At 42.1% G+C, this 19,204-nt stretch carries 19 protein-coding genes; 11 read left to right on the top strand and 8 right to left on the bottom strand.

Annotated elements, in window-relative coordinates; all coding sequences use genetic code 11:
* A partial coding sequence (locus ACRCJ0_RS03175; RefSeq protein ID WP_431389464.1) for a hypothetical protein occupies positions 1-1,057 on the top strand: 1,057 nt, incomplete at its 5' end.
* Between the two features lie 54 nt (positions 1,058-1,111).
* Here the strand turns inward: ACRCJ0_RS03175 and ACRCJ0_RS03170 are convergent.
* On the bottom strand, positions 1,112-1,834 hold the full coding sequence (locus tag ACRCJ0_RS03170; protein ID WP_417893380.1) for a GntR family transcriptional regulator: 723 nt from the start codon (positions 1,832-1,834) through the stop codon (positions 1,112-1,114).
* Positions 1,835-2,165: 331 nt separating this feature from the next.
* Here ACRCJ0_RS03170 and ACRCJ0_RS03165 point away from each other — a divergent pair, with 331 nt between their 5' ends.
* Positions 2,166-2,630 (top strand): glutathione peroxidase, encoded by a 465-nt coding sequence (locus ACRCJ0_RS03165; RefSeq protein WP_417893381.1) that lies wholly within the window; start codon positions 2,166-2,168, stop codon positions 2,628-2,630.
* 281 nt (positions 2,631-2,911) lie between these two features.
* Here ACRCJ0_RS03165 and ACRCJ0_RS03160 read toward each other — a convergent pair whose 3' ends face one another.
* Entirely contained in the window at positions 2,912-4,447 is a 1,536-nt protein-coding gene (locus ACRCJ0_RS03160; RefSeq protein ID WP_417893382.1) for a metal ABC transporter solute-binding protein, Zn/Mn family, read from the bottom strand.
* 272 nt (positions 4,448-4,719) lie between these two features.
* Between ACRCJ0_RS03160 and ACRCJ0_RS03155 the strand changes: the two genes are divergently transcribed.
* The 7 genes from ACRCJ0_RS03155 to ACRCJ0_RS03125 all read left to right on the top strand — a co-directional run bounded on the left by ACRCJ0_RS03155 (position 4,720) and on the right by ACRCJ0_RS03125 (position 9,941).
* Positions 4,720-5,514, top strand: coding sequence for a carbon-nitrogen family hydrolase (locus ACRCJ0_RS03155; protein WP_417893383.1), 795 nt, complete (start codon positions 4,720-4,722; stop codon positions 5,512-5,514).
* 107 nt (positions 5,515-5,621) lie between these two features.
* A complete protein-coding gene (locus tag ACRCJ0_RS03150) occupies positions 5,622-6,092 on the top strand; it encodes a PepSY domain-containing protein (protein ID WP_417893384.1) in 471 nt (156 codons plus the stop codon).
* Positions 6,093-6,312: 220 nt separating this feature from the next.
* Entirely contained in the window at positions 6,313-6,696 is a 384-nt protein-coding gene (locus ACRCJ0_RS03145) for an OsmC family protein (protein WP_417893385.1), read from the top strand.
* A 24-nt stretch (positions 6,697-6,720) separates the two neighbouring features.
* On the top strand, positions 6,721-7,530 hold the full coding sequence (locus ACRCJ0_RS03140) for an aldo/keto reductase (RefSeq protein WP_417893418.1): 810 nt from the start codon (positions 6,721-6,723) through the stop codon (positions 7,528-7,530).
* 247 nt (positions 7,531-7,777) lie between these two features.
* Positions 7,778-8,488, top strand: a complete 711-nt coding sequence (locus tag ACRCJ0_RS03135) for an MBL fold metallo-hydrolase (RefSeq protein ID WP_417893386.1) — start codon at positions 7,778-7,780, stop codon at positions 8,486-8,488.
* Positions 8,489-8,527: 39 nt separating this feature from the next.
* Complete coding sequence (locus ACRCJ0_RS03130; RefSeq protein ID WP_417893387.1) at positions 8,528-9,175, top strand: YczE/YyaS/YitT family protein; 648 nt, start codon at positions 8,528-8,530, stop codon at positions 9,173-9,175.
* Between the two features lie 58 nt (positions 9,176-9,233).
* The gene (locus ACRCJ0_RS03125) at positions 9,234-9,941 is read left to right on the top strand and encodes a DNA alkylation repair protein (protein WP_431389463.1); all 708 of its coding nucleotides are present in this window, start codon (positions 9,234-9,236) and stop codon (positions 9,939-9,941) included.
* A gap of 79 nt (positions 9,942-10,020) precedes the next feature.
* Here the strand turns inward: ACRCJ0_RS03125 and ACRCJ0_RS03120 are convergent, their stop codons facing one another.
* The 4 genes from ACRCJ0_RS03120 to ACRCJ0_RS03105 form a co-directional block, all read right to left on the bottom strand.
* A complete protein-coding gene (locus ACRCJ0_RS03120; protein ID WP_431389462.1) occupies positions 10,021-10,674 on the bottom strand; it encodes an SDR family oxidoreductase in 654 nt (217 codons plus the stop codon).
* A 112-nt stretch (positions 10,675-10,786) separates the two neighbouring features.
* The gene (locus ACRCJ0_RS03115; RefSeq protein ID WP_059134379.1) at positions 10,787-11,335 is read right to left on the bottom strand and encodes a QueT transporter family protein; all 549 of its coding nucleotides are present in this window, start codon (positions 11,333-11,335) and stop codon (positions 10,787-10,789) included.
* Between the two features lie 139 nt (positions 11,336-11,474).
* A complete protein-coding gene (locus tag ACRCJ0_RS03110; RefSeq protein WP_431389461.1) occupies positions 11,475-12,254 on the bottom strand; it encodes a 3-oxoacyl-ACP reductase in 780 nt (259 codons plus the stop codon).
* A gap of 13 nt (positions 12,255-12,267) precedes the next feature.
* A complete protein-coding gene (locus ACRCJ0_RS03105; protein WP_431388205.1) occupies positions 12,268-12,507 on the bottom strand; it encodes a DUF2829 domain-containing protein in 240 nt (79 codons plus the stop codon).
* Positions 12,508-12,972: 465 nt separating this feature from the next.
* Between ACRCJ0_RS03105 and ACRCJ0_RS03100 the strand changes: the two genes are divergently transcribed.
* Positions 12,973-14,991: a heavy metal translocating P-type ATPase gene (locus ACRCJ0_RS03100; RefSeq protein ID WP_431389466.1), complete on the top strand. Its 2,019-nt coding sequence runs from the start codon at positions 12,973-12,975 to the stop codon at positions 14,989-14,991.
* A 154-nt stretch (positions 14,992-15,145) separates the two neighbouring features.
* Here ACRCJ0_RS03100 and ACRCJ0_RS03095 read toward each other — a convergent pair whose 3' ends face one another.
* Positions 15,146-16,189, bottom strand: a complete 1,044-nt coding sequence (locus ACRCJ0_RS03095; protein WP_431388322.1) for an ornithine cyclodeaminase family protein — start codon at positions 16,187-16,189, stop codon at positions 15,146-15,148.
* Positions 16,190-16,367: 178 nt separating this feature from the next.
* On the opposite strand from ACRCJ0_RS03095, the gene ACRCJ0_RS03090 reads away from it, so the two are divergent.
* The gene (locus ACRCJ0_RS03090) at positions 16,368-16,592 is read left to right on the top strand and encodes a pyridine nucleotide-disulfide oxidoreductase (protein ID WP_431389465.1); all 225 of its coding nucleotides are present in this window, start codon (positions 16,368-16,370) and stop codon (positions 16,590-16,592) included.
* Positions 16,593-16,680: 88 nt separating this feature from the next.
* Here the strand turns inward: ACRCJ0_RS03090 and ACRCJ0_RS03085 are convergent, their stop codons facing one another.
* Positions 16,681-18,192: an FAD/NAD(P)-binding protein gene (locus ACRCJ0_RS03085; protein WP_431389460.1), complete on the bottom strand. Its 1,512-nt coding sequence runs from the start codon at positions 18,190-18,192 to the stop codon at positions 16,681-16,683.
* Positions 18,193-19,204 lie beyond the last annotated feature (1,012 nt).

The following is a 19,204-nucleotide window of genomic DNA, read 5'->3' as shown; positions in this document are numbered from 1 at the left end:
AATCTATGCCTTTAAAAATCACCTATTTTGGTTACCTTTTGGCTTCTTTTTCGCCGCAGCCCTAATTTCAGGCTTGGGTGGGTCCATTTGGGGTTCAGTACCTATCGTCGGGTTCCTGGCCTTGAACATCGCAAAGGAAAACAATTTAGACACCCGAATCATCGCCATTGCCGTAATCGAAGGGGCACTTGCAGGGGGCGTGTTCCCGTTCGGCCCCCTTGGCGCTATCGTTCAAGGGTTGATAGCTTCCACAGGCTTTGCCGATATGGCTCAAGAAATCTCATGGCAACTATTTATTGTATCCATCATTTATCCAATTTTATTGCTATTATTCTTAATGTTTAAAGACCGGGCAAATGATGCCTACAAGCAAGTTGAGTTGAAAGCACCAGAAGCCTTCAAACCTAAACAAAAGCAGACTTTAACCCTAATGACTATTTTCATTGGTATTATGCTAATCTTCCCCATTATTGATAACTTTACTGGTGGGTCAATTTCCTTTATCGCCTCTATTAGTGATTCACTAAACCTAGGTTTGATGGGGATTGTATTCGGGGTAATCGCTTACATGTTTGAATTAGCAGACGGGCAAAAAGTACTCAACCGGACACCTTGGTCAGTAATCTGGATGACTTGTGGGATTTCATTACTAATTGGGGTTGGGGTTCAAGTAGGCATTACGGAGTCATTAGCAGCCTTAATTTCTTATGTACCATGGCCAATTATTCCAGTAACCATCGCCTTACTATGTGGTTGTATGTCAATTTTCTCCTCAACTATTGGGGTTATTGCACCACTATTCTTTACAACATTGCCTGCCCTATACGCAACAACAGGTTGGAGTCCGACTATCATGGCCGTTTGTATTATTATCGGTGGATTTGCAGCAACCGTTACACCATTCTCGGATGGCGGTAGTTTACTACTCGCTTCATCAGGTTATTTAGGAAAAGACCAAAAAGACTTATATAACACTTTATTGTTTAGGGTAACACCCTTCACAGTTGGGTCAGCAGCCATTACGGCCTTAACCCTATCAATTATCCATAGCATTTAAGCGCAAATAAAAGGACACGAGCGAATCGCGTCCTTTTTATTTAGTTAAATTGATTTAATAACGGTATTGGGTGCTGGCACCTTGAATAAAGAATTGTGTTTCTTCAAAGTGGTAAGTAATTTTAGAATAGTCGAACGGTTTCCCGTTATTTAAATGGAAGATAGATTCCGTTTTTAAGCAAGGATCGCCTTCATTTAGGTTTAAATGGCCAGCTTGTTCAGCCTTCAATTTCCCCACACGCAAGAAGTGGTCACCATAGCCAATTGGAATTTCCAGATCTTCTGTAATATAGTCGAAGATGGAATTCGAAGCAATTTCTTCACTTAAGTAAGGGATAATATCTTTGTCAAAATAAGACTCCTCTATACAGAAGGGGCGCCCTTCGATGTAACGGATGCGGGTAACATGGTAGACCTTTGTTTTTGCTGGGTCGTCAATTTTTAAATTTTCTACCGCTTCATCAGTTGGGGCAATTAGCTCAAGGGATAAAACTTTAGAATCGATTTTAAATTGGCTCAAGGTAGAATTAAACCCACCCAGGTTTAATAGGTTGATATAACCCTTACGTTGATTACCACGGACATAAACGCCAGAACCACGTACTTGGTAGATTAACCCTTGTTTCTCTAAGTCATTTAAGGCAGATAATACTGTGTTTTTACTCACTTGGTAGTAGTCCACCATTTCTTGGATACTCGGTAACTTATCATCTGCATTTAATTCATTTTCATTAATGTAGCGGACCAACGCGCCAGCCACCTCTTCGTATTTAGCCATATATAAAGAACCTCTCTCTTGGTTATTTGATACATTATATCATGAAAACTCTTACATCTGCAAATGGTTAGGGTATAAAAATATATACCACCATATAATCTAAGTTTCTCAATTTCACTTTATCATATAGGTAACAAAAAGATATTAGTAAGGTAGTTACTAGTACCACCAAATATTATTGATGCAAGATTCAAGAACTAGCGAAAGTATATTGATGATATATAATCAATCTATAAACGTGATTGTTCGCTTTCACAGGTAAAAAGGCGTATCATTTAGCCTAAGATACAGACGAATTTTGAAGAGTTTCTACTATCATAAAAGGAGAAATATGATGACTATCTATGATTACACTGTAAAAGATGCTAACGGACAAGATAAAAACCTAGCGGATTATGAAGGGGACTTGTTGTTGATTGTAAATACGGCGACTAAGTGTGGACTAGCGTCTCAATTAGAAGGTCTTGAAGACTTGCACCAAAAATATCAACGTGAGGGCTTTAAGGTACTTGGATTCCCTTCAAATTCATTCATGCAAGAACCTAAGGATGGTAAAGGGGCTGCAGAAGCATGCGCACTAAACTTTGGCACCTCATTTCCTATGTTCGATAAGGTATCAGTAAACGGCCCTAAAACAGCACCATTATTTTCCTACCTGAAAAAAGCATCTGGTAATGGTCTAGTAAAATGGAACTACACTAAATTTTTAGTAGACCGGCAAGGCAACTTTATTAAACGGTATGCCCCAACAACAGAACCCGCAGATATTGAAGCAGATATCCAAGATAACTTGTAGAGAATAAGCATCTACAAATCAAAAAGGAAGACCTGTCAAAAGCAGATCTTCCTTTTTGTGTATGTATGGGTAAAACAAGTCAATATAGTTTAGAAACCACTTCGCAAATAGGTTTCGTGATGTACCATCACTACAACTATTTACGCCAGTACTGCGAGCCTGAACGATTTTTGTCTCACCTTTTGCGGTCCAGTGGCTTTTAATTGGCTAGTACTCCTGGGAGTTTAGAAAAACACCAGATATTTTGTTTATATGTAAAATATGAATCATTATATTCTAGGTTAGTGAGCCATCATTTCTTGTGCGATTTCTGAGCCAGACATATCAGTTGGATAGTATGTTGGCCAGTGGTCTACTTCTTCAAGAAGGGCTTCTTGTGATTCGCCACCCCAGTAAATATGGTAGTGTCCTGTTTCAACGGGTGCAATATTATGGTCTGAGAATTGCACGTATTTGTAGTCGCCGGCTTCCGGGTCGTTTGTTTCAAATAAGAAACGAACACCACGATTTCCTTTTTCATAGGTTAAGATCTCGTAACCAACATAGTTATACTCGAATGTCTTGCTTTCACCGGCCACAATATATTCAATGGTGTTGTCAGTAATGTTGATATTATCGACGTCAGTTTGGTAACCAATTGTGTAGTATTCTTTATACTCTTCAGCGGTCATGCCGTCGTTTAATTTAGACTTGTAGTCAAATACTTGGTCTAATGTACCGTCTTCTAAGAATGGGTAAACAGATTGCCATTCGCCTGCATAGTCAGATAGGGTGCGGTCTAAAACGTCACCATCCTCAAAGTAGCCATTGTAGACCGTTTGTTCAGTTTCTTCTTTGGTATTTTCTGCGTCTGCGGATGGTAGGTTTGTTGTTTTTTGTAATGAAGCTAGGTTTTCCTTTATAACAGAAATATAGTCAGCACCTTCATCCATAGCTTCTTGAGAAAGGCTTTCTAGCGGATTTAGGACAGCCATTTCAACCCCTGCTTCATCAGCTAGTGTTTTGGCCATGCTGTCTGAGCCTGCTTCTTCGTAGTAGATATATTGAACATCATTTTCTGTTACGTAGTCAGCTAATTCGGCTAGACGGGCTGCTGATGGTTCCTCTTCAGGTGTTAGACCAGCAATCCCAATTTGATTTAAACCGTAATCAACGGCTAGATAGGTGAAGGCAGTATGAGAAGTAACGAAGTCTTGGCGACTAGCATTCTCAAAGGCTTCTGTATATAAGGCGTCTAACTCATTTAATTCTTCAATATAAGCATCCGCATTCCCTTGGAATTCTTCGGCCATATCTGGATATAATTCGCTTAATTGGGCTGTAATAGATGCCACTTCCATGATGGCACGATATGGTGATACCCAAGTGTGTGGGTCGTAGGCGTGTGAGTGACCTTCGTGTCCTTCTTCATCAGAGTGATCGTGGTCATGGTCGTCTTCAGAACCTGGCAGTAGGACCATGTTTTCAGTTCCTTTAATCACATTTACATCTTCCTTGATGCTGGATTCTGCAGAAGGCACCCAAGTTTCCATATTTTCATTGTGGTAAATTAGGGCATCTGATTCGTTTAGGGCCGCAATTTGTTTTGCAGAAGGTTCATAGTCATGGGCTTCTGTGCCCGCTGGTACCATTAAACTGACGTCAGCTTGGTCGCCAACAATTTCTTTTGTGAAGGCATAAACAGGGTATATCGTTGTTGCAATTTCTAATTTGTCCCCGTCATTTCCCGCATCTGCCTCAGTATTTGCTTGACCACATGCCGCCAAAAGGGCAGCTCCCATTAAGGTCAATAAAGCGAATGTCAAACTCTTATTCATCAATGTATCCTCTTTTCCAAAATAATATTCAATCAAATGTATTTGGGTACCCAATATATTTTTTGCCTTAGCTAGGGGCAAAGTTAGTAAATCGTAATCGTTACGATTTGATATCGGTAATTTATCATATGGCGGATCAAGTAGTCAACTAAAATTTACATGAAATGTCCGTCATATAGACCACGAAGGCTCTTTTTCCAAGGAATTAAGCCCTTTAAATTACTTTTGGAAAGGACTCCTATATAATGGAGAAAAGGGTTATTAGGAGGAATATGATGAAAATTGCGATTGTACAAGCAGCCTTACAACAAAGCCAGGTGGCAGAGAATTTTCAAACGATTCAAGCGTTGATGGAAGAAGCGACGGCCAATCAACCGGATGTGATTGTGCTGCCAGAATTATGGAATACATCCTTCTTACCGGAAGACGTGAAAGAGCGAGCGGACGAGGATGGCAAGGTGAGTCGTCAATTTTTAAGCCAGTTCGCTAAAAACTACCAAGTCAATGTTGTTGGGGGGTCGGTGGCCAATAAGCGTGGTGACAAGCTATTTAATACGGCCTATGTCTACAACCGAAAAGGACAAGAGCTTGCAGCGTATGATAAGGCCCATTTATTCTCACCGGCCAAGGAAAATGGTTATTTTGAAGCGGGTGAAGCGAGTGTGACCTTTGAATTGGATGGGGTCAAATGTGGGATTGTCACTTGTTATGACTTGCGTTTCCCTGAGTGGGTGCGGGCTTTAGCCTTGGCGGATGCACAGATTGTATTTGCACCGGCTGCTTGGCCTGAAGTCCGGAATCTACATTGGGATACTTTGGGACGGGCACGGGCAATCGAAAACCAGCTGTTTGTCGTATCGGCTAATTCAAGAGGACCGGTTAATGGAGACGAAGAGGCTTTATATGGGGGTCATTCAGCCATCATTGATCCTTGGGGCGAGTATGTGGTCTCTCCTGATTTACAAGTAGGCGTAAAATACGGTGAGGTAGACCTTTCTGTTATTGAAGGCATTCGTTCATCGATTAACGTCTTTAATGACCGAAGACCAGACATCTATGATATATAAGTGATAAAAATGTTTGAAGCTGTTTTTCTATATGCTATAATATATAAAAGGTTAGCAATCACGCTAACTATAGTAGTCGACACTATGCTTAACGAAAGGGAGATTCCATGAAATTAAAAACAGGTGCGCTAACATTATTCGCTTCAGTATTCTTGCTTGCCGCATGCGGTAACAGTGGTCAAGAAGACACGACTACAAGTGAAACAGCTGAAACAACCAATCAAGACGCTTCTTCAAGTGAAACAAGCTCTGAAACGGTACCTAGTTCAGAAGACACGTCTGGTGACAATGCAGATGATAGCAACGAGAGTGCAAGCTCAAGTGAAGCCAACCAAGCTGCTTCAGGAGAATTCATTTCTGAAGATGAAGCATGGCAAATTGCTTTAGACGACGCTGGTCTAACTGAAGATGCCTTAACAGAACGTGAAATTGAATTAGATGATGTGGATGACGACGATGACGATTACGATGACGTTGCCCATTATGAAATTGAATTTACTGTAGATGGTGACAGAGAATTTGAGTATGATATCGACGCAACAACAGGCGATATCTTAAATTCTGAAAAAGACAGCTAATCAAAATATGAATTTAGAGAAGGTGGTACGTGAGTGTGCCATCTTTTTAGTTTGGAAAAGTTTATTTTTGGATAAAGATAATAGACACTTAAATGCTCGATTTCTTTCGGTCAGAGCGAATCCTGTTTGCTAGTATTTTTCTGATTTCTTTTCTATAATAAAAGTATTAAGAAGTTAAGGGACTGGTGAACTAGTCCCTAGCTAAGTGAGGAGTGAATAGATGACCTTACATTTAAATATGGCTGATTTGGGTCCTGAGGCGGTCAACGACAATGGGGACAATTGGCCTTTGAATAAGGAAATTGGTTTTTCACCTTTGAATACTTTTGTCTTGGCGGTTGCGGGCTGTTCGGCGGGTGTATATCGGAATATTTTGAATAATTCAAAAATCGACCATACTTTTCATGACGTTGCCATTGATTTTGACCGTTCTGAGGAAAGTGCCAAACCAGTCACAGCAATCACGATTACTATGTATGTGAGTGTGGCTGAGGAAAATCAGGGGCGTGCAGAGCGGGCGACCAAGATGATACATAAGTATTGTCCGGTGGTCCAAAGTATTGACCCGAATATTCAAGTGAATGAGATAGTTGTTTTTCAATAGAGAGCATATAAGGAGCGTGTAATGATGGAATTTGTAACATTAAATAATGGCGTAAAAATGCCGATTTTAGGTACTGGTACCAACACTTTTGGGAAGGTTGACGGGGACTACTTTGGTGAAGTGACTGATGATACGACTGAATTGCAATCAGCGATTGCGGCAGGGTACCGTGCCATTGATACGGCGGTTTCATACCGTAATGAGTCGACTGTTGGTAAGGCGATTAAAGAATCTGGTTTACCACGTGAGGACTTCTTCATCACGTCTAAGATCCCTGGTGATTTAGACCACGCGGGTTCAGCTGAAAAAGTTGAAGCGACTTTAAATGCCTCACTGGAAGCATTACAAACGGACTATATTGACTTATACTTGATTCACCACCCTTGGGACAATGAAAATGAAATGCTACAAACTTGGTATGCTTTAGAAAACGCTTACAACGAAGGTAAAATCAAAGCTATCGGTGTATCTAACTTCGACCAAGACCAATTAGATATCATCATTGATAACGCGCGTATTCAACCAATGGTCAACCAAATTAAATCAAATGTTGAAGTTTGGAACGATGACATTATTGAATATTCTGCTGAAAACGATGTGGTTGTCACAGCTTGGGCGCCGATGAAGGGGACCGACGAAGCCTCTCGTGCTATCTTGGATGAGATTGGTACACAATACGGCAAAACTTGGGGCCAAGTTTTATTACGCTACCAAATTGAACGTGGTGTGGTCGTGATTCCTAAGTCTCATAACGCAGACCACCAAGCAGACAACTTGAATGTATTCGACTTTAACTTGAGCGACGCAGACAAAGAGAAAATCGCTAGCTTATAATAGGTGGTGCGACAAAAGTCGTTATGACTCGACGCTTCTAACGCATTAGGAAGAGTTTGATTTTTGTGGAACAGCCGTCGGAACGCAGTGACATACGGATGTCTATGCGTAAGAAGAGTCCGATATTAGTAAAAAGGGTTACGACGTAAATGTTGTAGCCTTTTTTATATGGGTAAAATTTCTAGGGGTATTGGAAGATTATAAATTTTGTTATAATGAATTGACTGAAAAGGAGACGAGCTAAAGGATGAGACAATTAAAGCAATTAACAGAACGCGTGTATTATATGCCGGCGGATGGGGATTTGGATCGCCCGGTTCTGGGTTATATCAAAGGAGACAAGTTTTCCTTGCGAATTGATGCTGGAAATTCTGCCAGCCATGTAGCGAATTTTGACCAGGAAGTTGAACGCTTAGGGTTACCTAAAGAAGCCATGACTTTAATTACCCATTGGCATTGGGACCATACTTATGGGATTCATGCGGTGGATACGCCGGTCTTAGCGAATAAGAAAACCAATGCGCAATTAGGGGTGATGGCTGAGTGGAAGTGGACTAAGGAAGCGATGCAAGAACGCCTTGAAAAAGGCGAAGAATGCGCTTTTTGTGACCAATATCTACGTGTTGAGTATGACAATCCAGTAAACCAAATTAAAGTAAAACAAGCTGATTTGGAATTTGAGGGTGAGCTGAATATTGATTTAGGTAATCTTGAAGTGAAAGTTTTCCCAGTGGTGAATCCGCACTCTGAAGATGGGATGGTTATCTATATTCCGTCTGAAAAAGTGGCCTTCATTGGTGACACCATTACTGAGGACTTCTACAACAATTCTTATTTAGACCCTGAGAAAATGGCTGTCTTACGTCAAACTTTGAGTCAACTGGACGCTGATTTCTACTTGCATGGCCACATCGACCCAATTACGTTTGAGGAATTAGACGCGTTTATGCAAGTTTAGTAGCGGCAAAAAGGATATTATTAATAAGGAGATTATTATATGAGAGATTATTTGAATAAAGATTTACTGATCCGAGCCATTGTGGCTTTTATCGGCTGTGTGGCGATTGCATTTGGCATCTCATTATCTGGGACTATCGATATGGGGATGGATCCATATAGTGCAATGAATATGGGGATTTCGGCCTTAACTGGCATTCGCTTTGGTACGGTAGTTGTTATTTTTAATGTATTTATATTTTTAGCAGTAGTCTTCGTTGACCGTAGTCAATTTGGCTTGGGGACGCTGATCAACTGGTTCTTTGTCGGTTATATCGTGGAATTTTTTGATTTCTTTTTTAATCAGGCAGGTTTAGGTGACGGTGATATGAATTTATTGATCCGGGTTGTATTGACTGTCATTGCAGGTACGATATTCCTATTCGGTGCATCTTTATACATTTCGGCCGGAATTGGTACAGCACCCCTAGATGCTATTGCACCAACTGTTGAGGAGAAAAGTAAATTTTCTTATGCGCAAGTCCGTTTTGCCCATGAAATTTTATGCTTACTGATGGCCTTATTATTAGGTGGTCCGGTTGGCCTAATGACTGTTTATTTAGGTTTCTTTGCAGGACCGATGATTTCAACCTTTAGAGCTAAACTGGCTGAACCCATTGTCACTAAATTAACTGGCAGTAAAATTTAAACGGCTATAAAAGGCGAAGACTAAATGATGTTAGCGACTTGAAAGATAGGGTGAGGGTATGGAATACGCTGAAGTGATGACGGAGCTGGAAGCTTTGGGGAAAGACCGGACCAAGAAAATGTACCTATCAAATGGGGCGGTTGAGCCGTTATTTGGGGTAACGACTGGGTCTATGAAACCCATGCGGAAGGCGATTAAAATCGATCAAGACCTTGCTGAAGAATTGTATGCATCAGGAAACTATGATGCCATGTACTTTGCAGGTGTGATTGCGAATGCTAATGCCATGACGGAAGCGGATTATGACCGGTGGATCAACCAAGCTTACTGCTTTATGTTGGCTGATTGGGTGGTTGCTGTGACCTTATCTGAAGCGGATATCGCCCAAGAAGTGGCGGACAAGTGGATTGCCTCTGGCGAGGAATTGAGGATGTCAGCTGGCTGGTCGACTTATTGCTGGTTGTTGGGTCGGTTGAAAGACGACAATTTTGATGAAGATAAGTTGTCAGCTATGTTGGAACAAGTTAAAGAAACAATTCATTATCAACCTGAACGGACCAAGCATTCAATGAACAACTTTGTTTATACGGTTGGCTTATCCTATATTCCTTTATCTGAAAAAGCCCTAGCAGTGGCGGAAGAAATTGGTGAATTAGTCATTGAGCGTGAACACAAGAAACCACAAACTTTGAATGCTTATGCGTCGATTCAAAAGGAAATTGAAAGAAACCGGATAGGTTTTAAACGTAAATACGTCAGATGTTAATTTAAATAAGTAAAAGGTGCCTGCGACTTTGTTCGCGGGCACCTTTTACTTATTTACTGATTTATTTACTTATGCATACTTATAGATTTTGAACGGCTGTTGTGACATCTGTATCGCCATCTACTACTTCAAATTCTTTACCAATAGTATTGTCGTTTTCCAGAACTGCTAGTAAGGTTTGGGCTACGTTTTGACGGGCCACGTCAATGATTTCAGCTTGGGGTTCGGTAGTGATTTTTCCTGAACCTGGTTCATCGCGTAGGACACCTGGGTGAACAATGGTCCAATCTAAGTTGGTGCGTGATTTCAACCATTCGTCTGCGTAAGTTTTCGCAGTGGTATAAACGCGTAGGACACCTTTCTCGATTTCCTCGCGACCAGTTCTAAATGTAGACACGATCACGAAACGCTTGATACCAACTGCCTCAGCTGCCTGCATAGATTTAATAGCGCCATCAAGGTCAACCATCATAACAATGTCGTCACCTGATCCACCAGCACCGGCAGAGAAAATCACTGAATCGATTTTATTGTCGGTCAGAATTTTTTCAATGTCTGCTTGTGTGTGTTTGGTTAAGTCTAAGTAAACTGACTCAATCCCACGTTCTTCAAAGAAGGGGGCTTGGTCTAAGTTACGGATGGCTGCAACTTCTTCTATCGTTTCTGAATCTTTTACAAAATCTGCGAAGTGACGAGATACGCCACCATGGGCACCAATAACGAGTACTCTCATGTTTGAAAAGCTCCTTTCAAATGACTTTTTCATTTCTCTATCAAATTTCTATATTCATTTGTCTACTATATAGTATAAAGGTCAAAAAAGGGCAACTCAAAGAATCCGCTTATTAGCGGTCGAAATCGATCCGTTTGCTTAATGGGTACATAATGAACATACCAAGGGTCATGGCCGCAAATTCAGACAGGGCAAGTGATAAATAAATTGGTAAGAAGGCGGCATCGGCACCGACTAATACGATTGTTGTAGTGGTTGTGAACATGGATAGGGCAAAAACGACTGTCAAAGTGACATAGCGAATCCATTGGTCGGACAATAAGCCAAATTGAGCCTGCATAGCCATTTTAACAAGATAATCACCTAACCAGCGACCAATATATAGGAAAATAAAGGTTGAAACAGCGCCGACGATCATGTCGATCGGGCCATATGTCAGGAAGTTGGCGATGAAAACACCGATAGAAACTGCCCAGATATAGCGTTTATTGTGAAGGGCTAGGAAGTTTAGGGATTCAGAAATCCGAAATTGAACGGGGCCGTAAGAAATCGGCGCGATGACTAGGGTGATGACCACGTATAAAGCTGCCACGACGGCAATCTTGGTCATATCTAGAGTGGTAAAACGTGAAGGGGTAATTGTATCATTTGCGTTATTCATTTAAGTCTCCTTTATAGGCTGGGCCTAGTGTGCAATTGCGACCAAAGGACACTGATACCAGTGAGTAGTACTCTACCGAAGTGTCGCAATTTTAGTGTAATTTGTAATGTTGGATTCGTGATTTTATATATGTAGAAAGTTACCGGATCAGCCAACCGCCGTCGACAGGTATGGTATTGCCCTGCATGTAAGCTGCCTGATCGCTGGCTAGAAATAGGGTCAGGGCTGCCACTTCATCAGGACCTGCCCACCGTTTAGCGGGTGTTTGAGCCATCACTTGGTCGGCCATGGGACTATCACCCACAAAATCAGCTTGGTTCATTGGCGTCATGATGGCACCAGGGGCAATTGCATTAGCGACTAACCCTTGCCCCGCATAATCGAAGGCCATCTGTTTAGTAAAACCGACGATAGCATGCTTAGCTGTTGTATAAGCAATCCCACCACCACCAGCCGTTAAGCCCGCGATCGAAGCCATATTGATCAAGCGAGAAGTAGGATTGGCTAATAAGTATGGTAGCGCCGCCTTGGTCATATTAAAAACAGACTGGAGATTATGCGTTAGGATATCCGCCCATAAATCAGGATTCGTATCCCCCAAAGCCACATACCCGTCCAACTTGCCCGCCGTATTACATAGGACATCAATTCCAGATAGGTCTTTAGTAATATGTTGGAAAAAGGACGAAACCGCCGAAACATCACTACAGTCCAATTCTTGGAAATAGTAGGTTTCTGGGTAGATAGCTTGCCATTTCGCCAATTGATCAGCATTAGTTTGAATATCCACGGTGTAAACCCGGTGGCCATGACTTAAGAAAGCCTCAACTTGGCTAGCCCCAATACCTGACATAGCGCCAGTAATTACGACATTCAACTGATTGGGTAACTTTGGAAAATCTGTATATTTATTTGTCATAGTGATCACCCTTTTATTTGGTAACAGTTTCAGGGTCAACAATAGACCAGTCTTCAGCAAGGATATCGCATACAGTTGGTTGGAACATAGAAAAGCCCTCGCCAGCAACTGAAATTAGGAAATAGGGTGTGATTGCTTGGCCTTCAAATTCTTTCGGATCAACTAGTTTTACATACTCTTCTGCGCCACCCCAACCATCACGGATGATGAAGGCACCTTCGCGTAATTTAGGTAAGATTTGTTCAAATGTCATCTTTTTGTCACCTCCTCGAATTTCATCAACAGCCATTATAGCAAATTTAAGGACAACATGTGTTTAATAAATTGTGTGAGATATTTTTTCCAAGATATGTGTTTAATAAAATATTACCCTTCTGCTTACACCTACCTATCATTGCCTTTCAAGCGGTGGGACCGGAATTTGCCTTGGTCTAATCCCTTGTCTGACCATTCAGTCTGCTCATCCTTTTTCCCCGCGAAGGTCAAAAATGTTGAAGTTATGCACCCAAAAATGATGGTAAAGCTAGGAAAGGAATTAGCGGTAATAGTTCCAAGATAATTCAGCGCAAGGAGATTGTCCTTTGTGAATAACCTATCTTTTTTAATGAATATGATTGATTTTTCATATATGCGCTGTATAATAAGGGTGAGGAATATGAATGAACGTTCATATACACTTATATATTGTAAGTAACCTAATTAAAAAGGAGTGGACATGATGACTGAAAAAGAGACTCATCACCATAAAGATACAAGACATCATACGAATCAACATACACATGAAGACGCAAACACTGACGACCATAATCCTAAACACGACCACGACCATGACCACTGTGGCCACAACCATAGTGAACATGATACCAAGCTGGCTACCCGCCTTTATATCATTGGTTTCATTGCCTTCATTTTGGGGCTTATCATTGGTAATTGGCTACCATTTGTAGGGAATAGCTTAATGGTAGCGTCAGTGATCTTATCCGGCTACCACGTGTTAGGTGAAGGCTTTGGTGATACTATTCGAGACACCATGTCCGCTGGTAAATTCAAACCTAATATCCACTTATTGATGGGGCTGGCGGCAGTTGGCGCTTTATTAATTGGCTCTTTCTATGAAGCAGCCCTATTAATTTTAATTTTCGCTGGCGCTCACTTCCTAGAAGATTATGCGGAAGGGCGGTCGCGACGTGAAATTACCAACTTGATGAATTTGAACCCAACTGAAGCTTCACTATTACAGGCTGATGGTTCAACCCAAAACGTAGCAGTTGACCAACTGCAAATCGGTGACCAGGTCCAAGTCTTAAATGGGGGGCAAATCCCTACTGATGGCCGGATTGTCAAAGGGGCGACTGTCATCAACGAAGCCTCTATCAATGGCGAATCTATGCCTAAAGAAAAAACAGTAGGTGACGAGGTATTTGGGGCGACCATTAACGGGGACCACGCTATTGTGGTTGAAGTTACGAAGAATCCGGATGAAACCGTCTTTGCAAAAATCCTGCAAATGGTGGAAGCGTCCCAAGCCAATTTGACACCAGCTGCCACTAAAATCAAGAAAATCGAGCCAATCTATGTTACAACCGTCCTGGCCATTTTCCCATTTATAGTCCTTCTAGGTCCTTGGATCTTCGGCTGGGAATGGGCAGAGGCTTGGTACCGTGGACTGATATTCTTAATTTCCGCCTCACCATGTGCCTTGGCCGCTTCAGCAGTACCCGCAACCCTATCGGCAATTTCAAACCTGGCCCGTCATGGCGTCCTATTCAAAGGTGGCGCTTACCTATCGAATCTGATTGATTTAAAAGCCATTGCCTTCGATAAAACCGGCACCTTGACCAAGGGTGAACCCGAAGTGACCGACTACTTTTTTGTTGACGGGATCCAAGACGAAGCCATCTTGCCAGTAGTTGTCGCGATGGAAAGTCAATCCAACCATCCCTTGGCCCGTGCTATTTTACAAGAATTTAAAGCCCACACAAAACCCTTAACCGACCCGATTGAAGTGACGAATGACCTTGGAAAAGGGCTAAGCGGGACCTACGCTGGCCACACTTATCAAATCGGTAAGCCATCTATATTTGAGGCCGTTCCAGACAAAATAAAGGGGCACACAGACGAATTGTCGGCGGACGGGAAAACGGTGGTTTATATCGCAAAAGACGATGCAGTTATCGGCTACATAGCTATGATGGATACGCCGAACCAAGCGGCTAAAGCCGCCATCGACTACCTCCACCAAGCGGACGTTCATACTGTCATGATCACGGGGGACAACCAAGTGACTGGTCAGGCAGTCGCTAATCAAGTGGGGATTGATCAAGTTGTGGCCAATGTTTTACCAGAAGAGAAGGCCCAAATTGTTAAAGACCTACAAGCTGAATACGGACAAGTTGGGATGACAGGGGACGGGGTCAATGACGCGCCAGCTCTAGTGCAAGCAGATATCGGTTTCGCTATGGGTGACGGAACGGATGTGGCAATTGATGTTGCTGACGTTGTTGTGATGGCTAATGATCTGGACAAATTGACTTATGCCCACCAAGTATCCAAAGATTTAAACCGAATTACTTGGCAGAATATGGCCTTTTCAATGTTTGTGGTGCTCGTTTTAGTCATCTTGAATTTCATGAGCATTTCAGATATTGCTCTTGGCGTCCTTTTCCATGAAGGCTCAACAATTTTGGTTATCTTGAATGGCTTACGCTTGTTGCGTGGGAAAAGGAATAACATTTAAAGCTATGTCAGAAAAAAGTTTTAAATTTTAATACAAGACACATGAACAAGGGTGAGTATTCAACATTAGGTGTGAATTTGAATAAATAGGATACACAAAAAAAGGGGTGTGATAATTGGTCACGCCCCTTTTTGCTTGCTAGCTTAGCTATTGGTTATTCTTTTTCCAAGTCTGGTTCCATGTAATTGATGGTATTGGCTCCGCCTAGGAGGTCGAAGTCGAATTGTTGGCCAAGACCTTGTATCATAGCTTCGTGGTAGACATGTCCTGCGACAGCAACATCCAGTGCCCCAATACCGATTGGAATAACGATGGTAGTCGTGTTTTCATTATGCTTCGGTGCCACTTGGCCTGTAGCTAACTGACCGAAATCTGCGGTAATATCTTTTTCGGATAGGCGACCTTCGTCTGTTAGGTGCTTCAAAGCGCCACGGTGAAGCGCTTGAGCTCTGTGGTCTACATAAATATGATCGGCGTTAATGATGATATCGTCTGTGATTTCGCCTCTAGAACCCATTGGCATAATGATGGTACCCGGTTTGATCATGTCGCCTGTGATAAAGGGTGCGGTAGCTCCTGTGACCGTAATCAACACGTCATTATCTGTAGCGTCTTCAGGTTTATCCGCAATGATAACTTCACCATCGATAAGGTGGGCGATGTCCTCTTTAAAGGCTTCTGCTGTTGAACGGCGGTGGTTCCATACGACTAGACGATTGATTTTATACCGTTTAGTGATGGCAATCACTTGGGTTCTAGCCTGGGTACCAGCCCCAAACATACCCAGTGAGATGGATTCACCTAGGTTAAAGTAAGATAGGGCGACAGCGGTTTGCGCACCTGTTCTAAGGTTTGTAATATAAGCCCCGTCCATAGCGGATAAGAAGCGTCCCACATGTGGGTCTAACAAGAGGATCATCCCTGTCATGTAGGGGAATCCGGCTGCTCGACGACCACCATAAAAGCCACCAATCCACTTCATTCCAGCCATGTTTAACCAGTCGATATAGGCTGGCATGGCATTCATAAAGCCGTCGTAGAAGGGGTAATTACCCGTTTCACCTAAGTCTAAATTCACCTTGCTTGGGTTGATAACCTTGCCTTGCCCCATTTCATGATAGGTTCTTTCGACAATGTTGACGGTCTCTGCCATATCGACCAACCCTCGGATGTCTTTAACATTCAGTAATAATGTCATCTAATCACTCCCTTATGTTATTGTTTAAGCCCATTCTATGTGCATGGACGTTTTTTTGTATGCATATGAGTTAATGATAGCGATTTATTTGCAAAAAGTAAAACTTAATTTCCAGTGATCGGTTTAACCTAGTGCAAATCGTTTTGGGAAAACTTTCAAAAATCATTTACTAAAATATATAAAAGTGATCAGCCGAACTACTGGCGTATTTAAAGCGGTAATCGATGCGAAGACCAATGAAATTCTAGGGGTTCGTTTATTTGGTGAAGGGGCCCATGAAATCATCAATATCATTACCGTTGCCATGAATGCCCACTTACCGTACACAATTTTGCGTGACCAAATCTATACACATCCAACTTTAGCTGAAGGATTGAATGACTTGTTCGCTATGGTTGACTAATCAGCATAAAAATAATGAACATTAAAAGGACTTGCGCCACTCATTTAACTTGAGGGTGTAAGTCCTTTTTGCATGGAAAAATGGTGATTTACTTGATTTTGCTAACTTGTTGGTAGAAGTCAGTGACGGCGATTTGGGTTTGTTTCTTGGCCAAGGCAACGGATGTATTAGGTCCCTGGGTTGAAGCAATCCAGCTACCTAGGAAGTAGACCTTGTCTAGGATTTGGTAGTTAGTGTTTAATGGCTTCGCGCTTGGGTAAGCCGCTAAAATATTGTCCCGGTTGTCAGGCAGGATTAAATTACGGCGGATCAAATTACCCAGTAACGGGTCTGTGTCTTTTGCCTGGCTTAAACGACTGTTGAAGCCAGTGGCATTGATTAAGACATCTGCCTTGTGGCGAATCCCGCTAGCGTATAGGTGGAACTGGCCATTTTCCAAGGGTTGGATATCAGACAAGCCAGAAACTAATTTTAATTTGCCTTGGTTGACTAAGTCTAAGATCATACTGATGGAAGCGGCTGGGGCTTGTGAATACAGCATGCGGAAGAAGGGGCCTAGTTCCTTGTAGAAATAGTCTTTACCGGCAGCATCTAGGGCGCCCATCATCTGGTGTAGGACTGGGTAGAAGGATCGGAAAAAGCCTTGGAAACGGCGGTAGTCAGGGTCATCTTGGCGGATGGCCTTGGTGACGGTAGCGACTGAACCTGTATTGAAGTTGGCCCAAACCCGGCTGTAGTCAATATCGTTGGCTTTTAGGTCGGCCTTGACTTGGTTGATGACGACTTGAATCGGGATAGCCCCCTTGTTGGCTGCTCTTTGTGTCTCAATCCATTCATCGTTGATAGACTGGATATAATCTTCGTTAGCGTCAGGTTGGATCACTGACCGGAAAGGTTCGTGGCGGAAGTAGACCGTCACTTCATGGTCGGCAAATAAATCGTATTTGTTGAAGTAATTAATCAAGTCGATAGTCGTTAGACCAGAGCCCACAATGCCAATTCGAGGCTTGCCTTTAGCCGCCTGCAATTTTTCCCGCAATGGGTAAGGGTCTTGAATGTAATTGATTTGGCCATCTAATTGGTATGGGTCTTGATAGGGCGGGTGGCCAATAGCAAAAAAGACCGCGTCGTAAACTTGAGACCAGCCATTTTCCGGACTAAAGACTTGATAAGCTAAGCCGTCTTCAAGTGGTCGCTGGTATAGGGGTGTCCCATCTGCGTCTACGACTTGAAAGTCGGTGACTTTGGCTTGGATATGACGAACGTAATCTTTGGCTAAATAGGGTTTGAGATATGCTTCCACATATTCACCGTAAATGGTGCGTGGGGCAAAGACATTGTCGATATCGATGGCAGGATAATTGGCCTTGGTCCAATTGATAAAGTCCTCATTGTTGTCGTCGTCAAGGGACAATGACCGCGGGAAGGAGTTGATGACTGTGGCATCGTCGTCCTCCGCATATGGGGCACCTGCACCTAAGCGTGGACGTGTTTCATAGACATCCACTTGGTCGGTCGCGGCATTTAAATCAAATTGTTTACTTAACTGGATTAGGGTGCTAGCACCTGCAATCCCAAAACCTACTATGGCAATTCGCATCTGACATCCTCATTTCTAGAAATTGGTTGATTTGTTTATGTATCTATTTAAATAATTGCATAATCACTAAAAAGAATTGTAACCGAGTAGACGGTTCTAGTGGGGGAATTTGCTCAAGCATTTATCAATCACTCGTTATCGATAAAAGTGATAACAGCGGAAGGCAATATTTGTATGCAGAACATCAAAATCGGTCAAATGATATTTGTAGGGTAAGGGCCATGTTTAAACTGATTTGATTAGAAAGGCTGATTTAATCACATTGTTAGGATTTTCGATTTGATGATAAGGGGCGTTTTGTACAATGATTGTATTTAAAATTATTATTTTTTGTCAGTGCTTGTCCTACTTCTATATCAATGATGATAGCGATTAACGATTATGGGAAAATTAAATTGACGTGAAAAGCTTGATTATCAAAGACTTTTCCTAGATTTTTTGATGTGTCACCATTTTGGCCAAAGAGAGATCAAAAAATTTTAGAGCTAGGCGGTAAGGTTGATGCTAGCGAGTGGAATTTGTTAGATTGAGTGCAAGCAAATTTATTGCAAGTCCAGATAGCAATAAAAGTAAATATAAGCAAATATTCAAATAAACCAGTGCGTGGATGAGTAGAGTAATTATGTGGGTAAGGCACAGAAAAGTCTGTAGTTGATGAGAGCAGATGCTTACCAGTAATGAAAATGACCTTTGAGCATCTAGCTAGTGAAAGCTGGTTAGACGGGTGGAACCGTTAAATTTTCCAGTATTTACTGGATGAGAAATTGCTCGTGAGGGCATTTTGAACAAGGGTGGCACCGCGAACGTTGACTCTTCGCCCCTTCTTAATAGACAAGACTGTTTATTAAGAAGGGGTTTTTATTTTTCAATAAAAGGACACATGGTGGTAGTTGGAAAGAATTGGAGGTAAGTGAATGGCTTTAAGTTTAAGTTTATTAGATCAAAATATTATTTATGAAGGTGAAACCGCTCAGTCGACGCTGAAGCAGACGGTTGCATTTGCACAGAAGGC

The organism is Aerococcus sp. L_32, from assembly GCF_050689315.1.
Note: the sequence above shows the minus strand (reverse complement) of the source record. Positions and strands in the feature narration are given on the sequence as shown.

What these genes read in the sequence shown, in the direction of transcription:
- ACRCJ0_RS03170 (WP_417893380.1), bottom strand. Translation starts at nt 1,834, where the DNA reads ATGGCTAAATACGAAGAGGTGGCTGGCGCGTTGGTCCGCTACATTAAT.
- ACRCJ0_RS03165 (WP_417893381.1), top strand. Translation starts at nt 2,166, where the DNA reads ATGATGACTATCTATGATTACACTGTAAAAGATGCTAACGGACAAGAT.
- ACRCJ0_RS03160 (WP_417893382.1), bottom strand. Translation starts at nt 4,447, where the DNA reads ATGAATAAGAGTTTGACATTCGCTTTATTGACCTTAATGGGAGCTGCC.
- ACRCJ0_RS03155 (WP_417893383.1), top strand. Translation starts at nt 4,720, where the DNA reads ATGATGAAAATTGCGATTGTACAAGCAGCCTTACAACAAAGCCAGGTG.
- ACRCJ0_RS03150 (WP_417893384.1), top strand. Translation starts at nt 5,622, where the DNA reads ATGAAATTAAAAACAGGTGCGCTAACATTATTCGCTTCAGTATTCTTG.
- ACRCJ0_RS03145 (WP_417893385.1), top strand. Translation starts at nt 6,313, where the DNA reads ATGACCTTACATTTAAATATGGCTGATTTGGGTCCTGAGGCGGTCAAC.
- ACRCJ0_RS03140 (WP_417893418.1), top strand. Translation starts at nt 6,721, where the DNA reads ATGGAATTTGTAACATTAAATAATGGCGTAAAAATGCCGATTTTAGGT.
- ACRCJ0_RS03135 (WP_417893386.1), top strand. Translation starts at nt 7,778, where the DNA reads ATGAGACAATTAAAGCAATTAACAGAACGCGTGTATTATATGCCGGCG.
- ACRCJ0_RS03130 (WP_417893387.1), top strand. Translation starts at nt 8,528, where the DNA reads ATGAGAGATTATTTGAATAAAGATTTACTGATCCGAGCCATTGTGGCT.
- ACRCJ0_RS03125 (WP_431389463.1), top strand. Translation starts at nt 9,234, where the DNA reads ATGGAATACGCTGAAGTGATGACGGAGCTGGAAGCTTTGGGGAAAGAC.
- ACRCJ0_RS03120 (WP_431389462.1), bottom strand. Translation starts at nt 10,674, where the DNA reads ATGAGAGTACTCGTTATTGGTGCCCATGGTGGCGTATCTCGTCACTTC.
- ACRCJ0_RS03115 (WP_059134379.1), bottom strand. Translation starts at nt 11,335, where the DNA reads ATGAATAACGCAAATGATACAATTACCCCTTCACGTTTTACCACTCTA.
- ACRCJ0_RS03110 (WP_431389461.1), bottom strand. Translation starts at nt 12,254, where the DNA reads ATGACAAATAAATATACAGATTTTCCAAAGTTACCCAATCAGTTGAAT.
- ACRCJ0_RS03105 (WP_431388205.1), bottom strand. Translation starts at nt 12,507, where the DNA reads ATGACATTTGAACAAATCTTACCTAAATTACGCGAAGGTGCCTTCATC.
- ACRCJ0_RS03100 (WP_431389466.1), top strand. Translation starts at nt 12,973, where the DNA reads ATGACTGAAAAAGAGACTCATCACCATAAAGATACAAGACATCATACG.
- ACRCJ0_RS03095 (WP_431388322.1), bottom strand. Translation starts at nt 16,189, where the DNA reads ATGACATTATTACTGAATGTTAAAGACATCCGAGGGTTGGTCGATATG.
- ACRCJ0_RS03085 (WP_431389460.1), bottom strand. Translation starts at nt 18,192, where the DNA reads ATGCGAATTGCCATAGTAGGTTTTGGGATTGCAGGTGCTAGCACCCTA.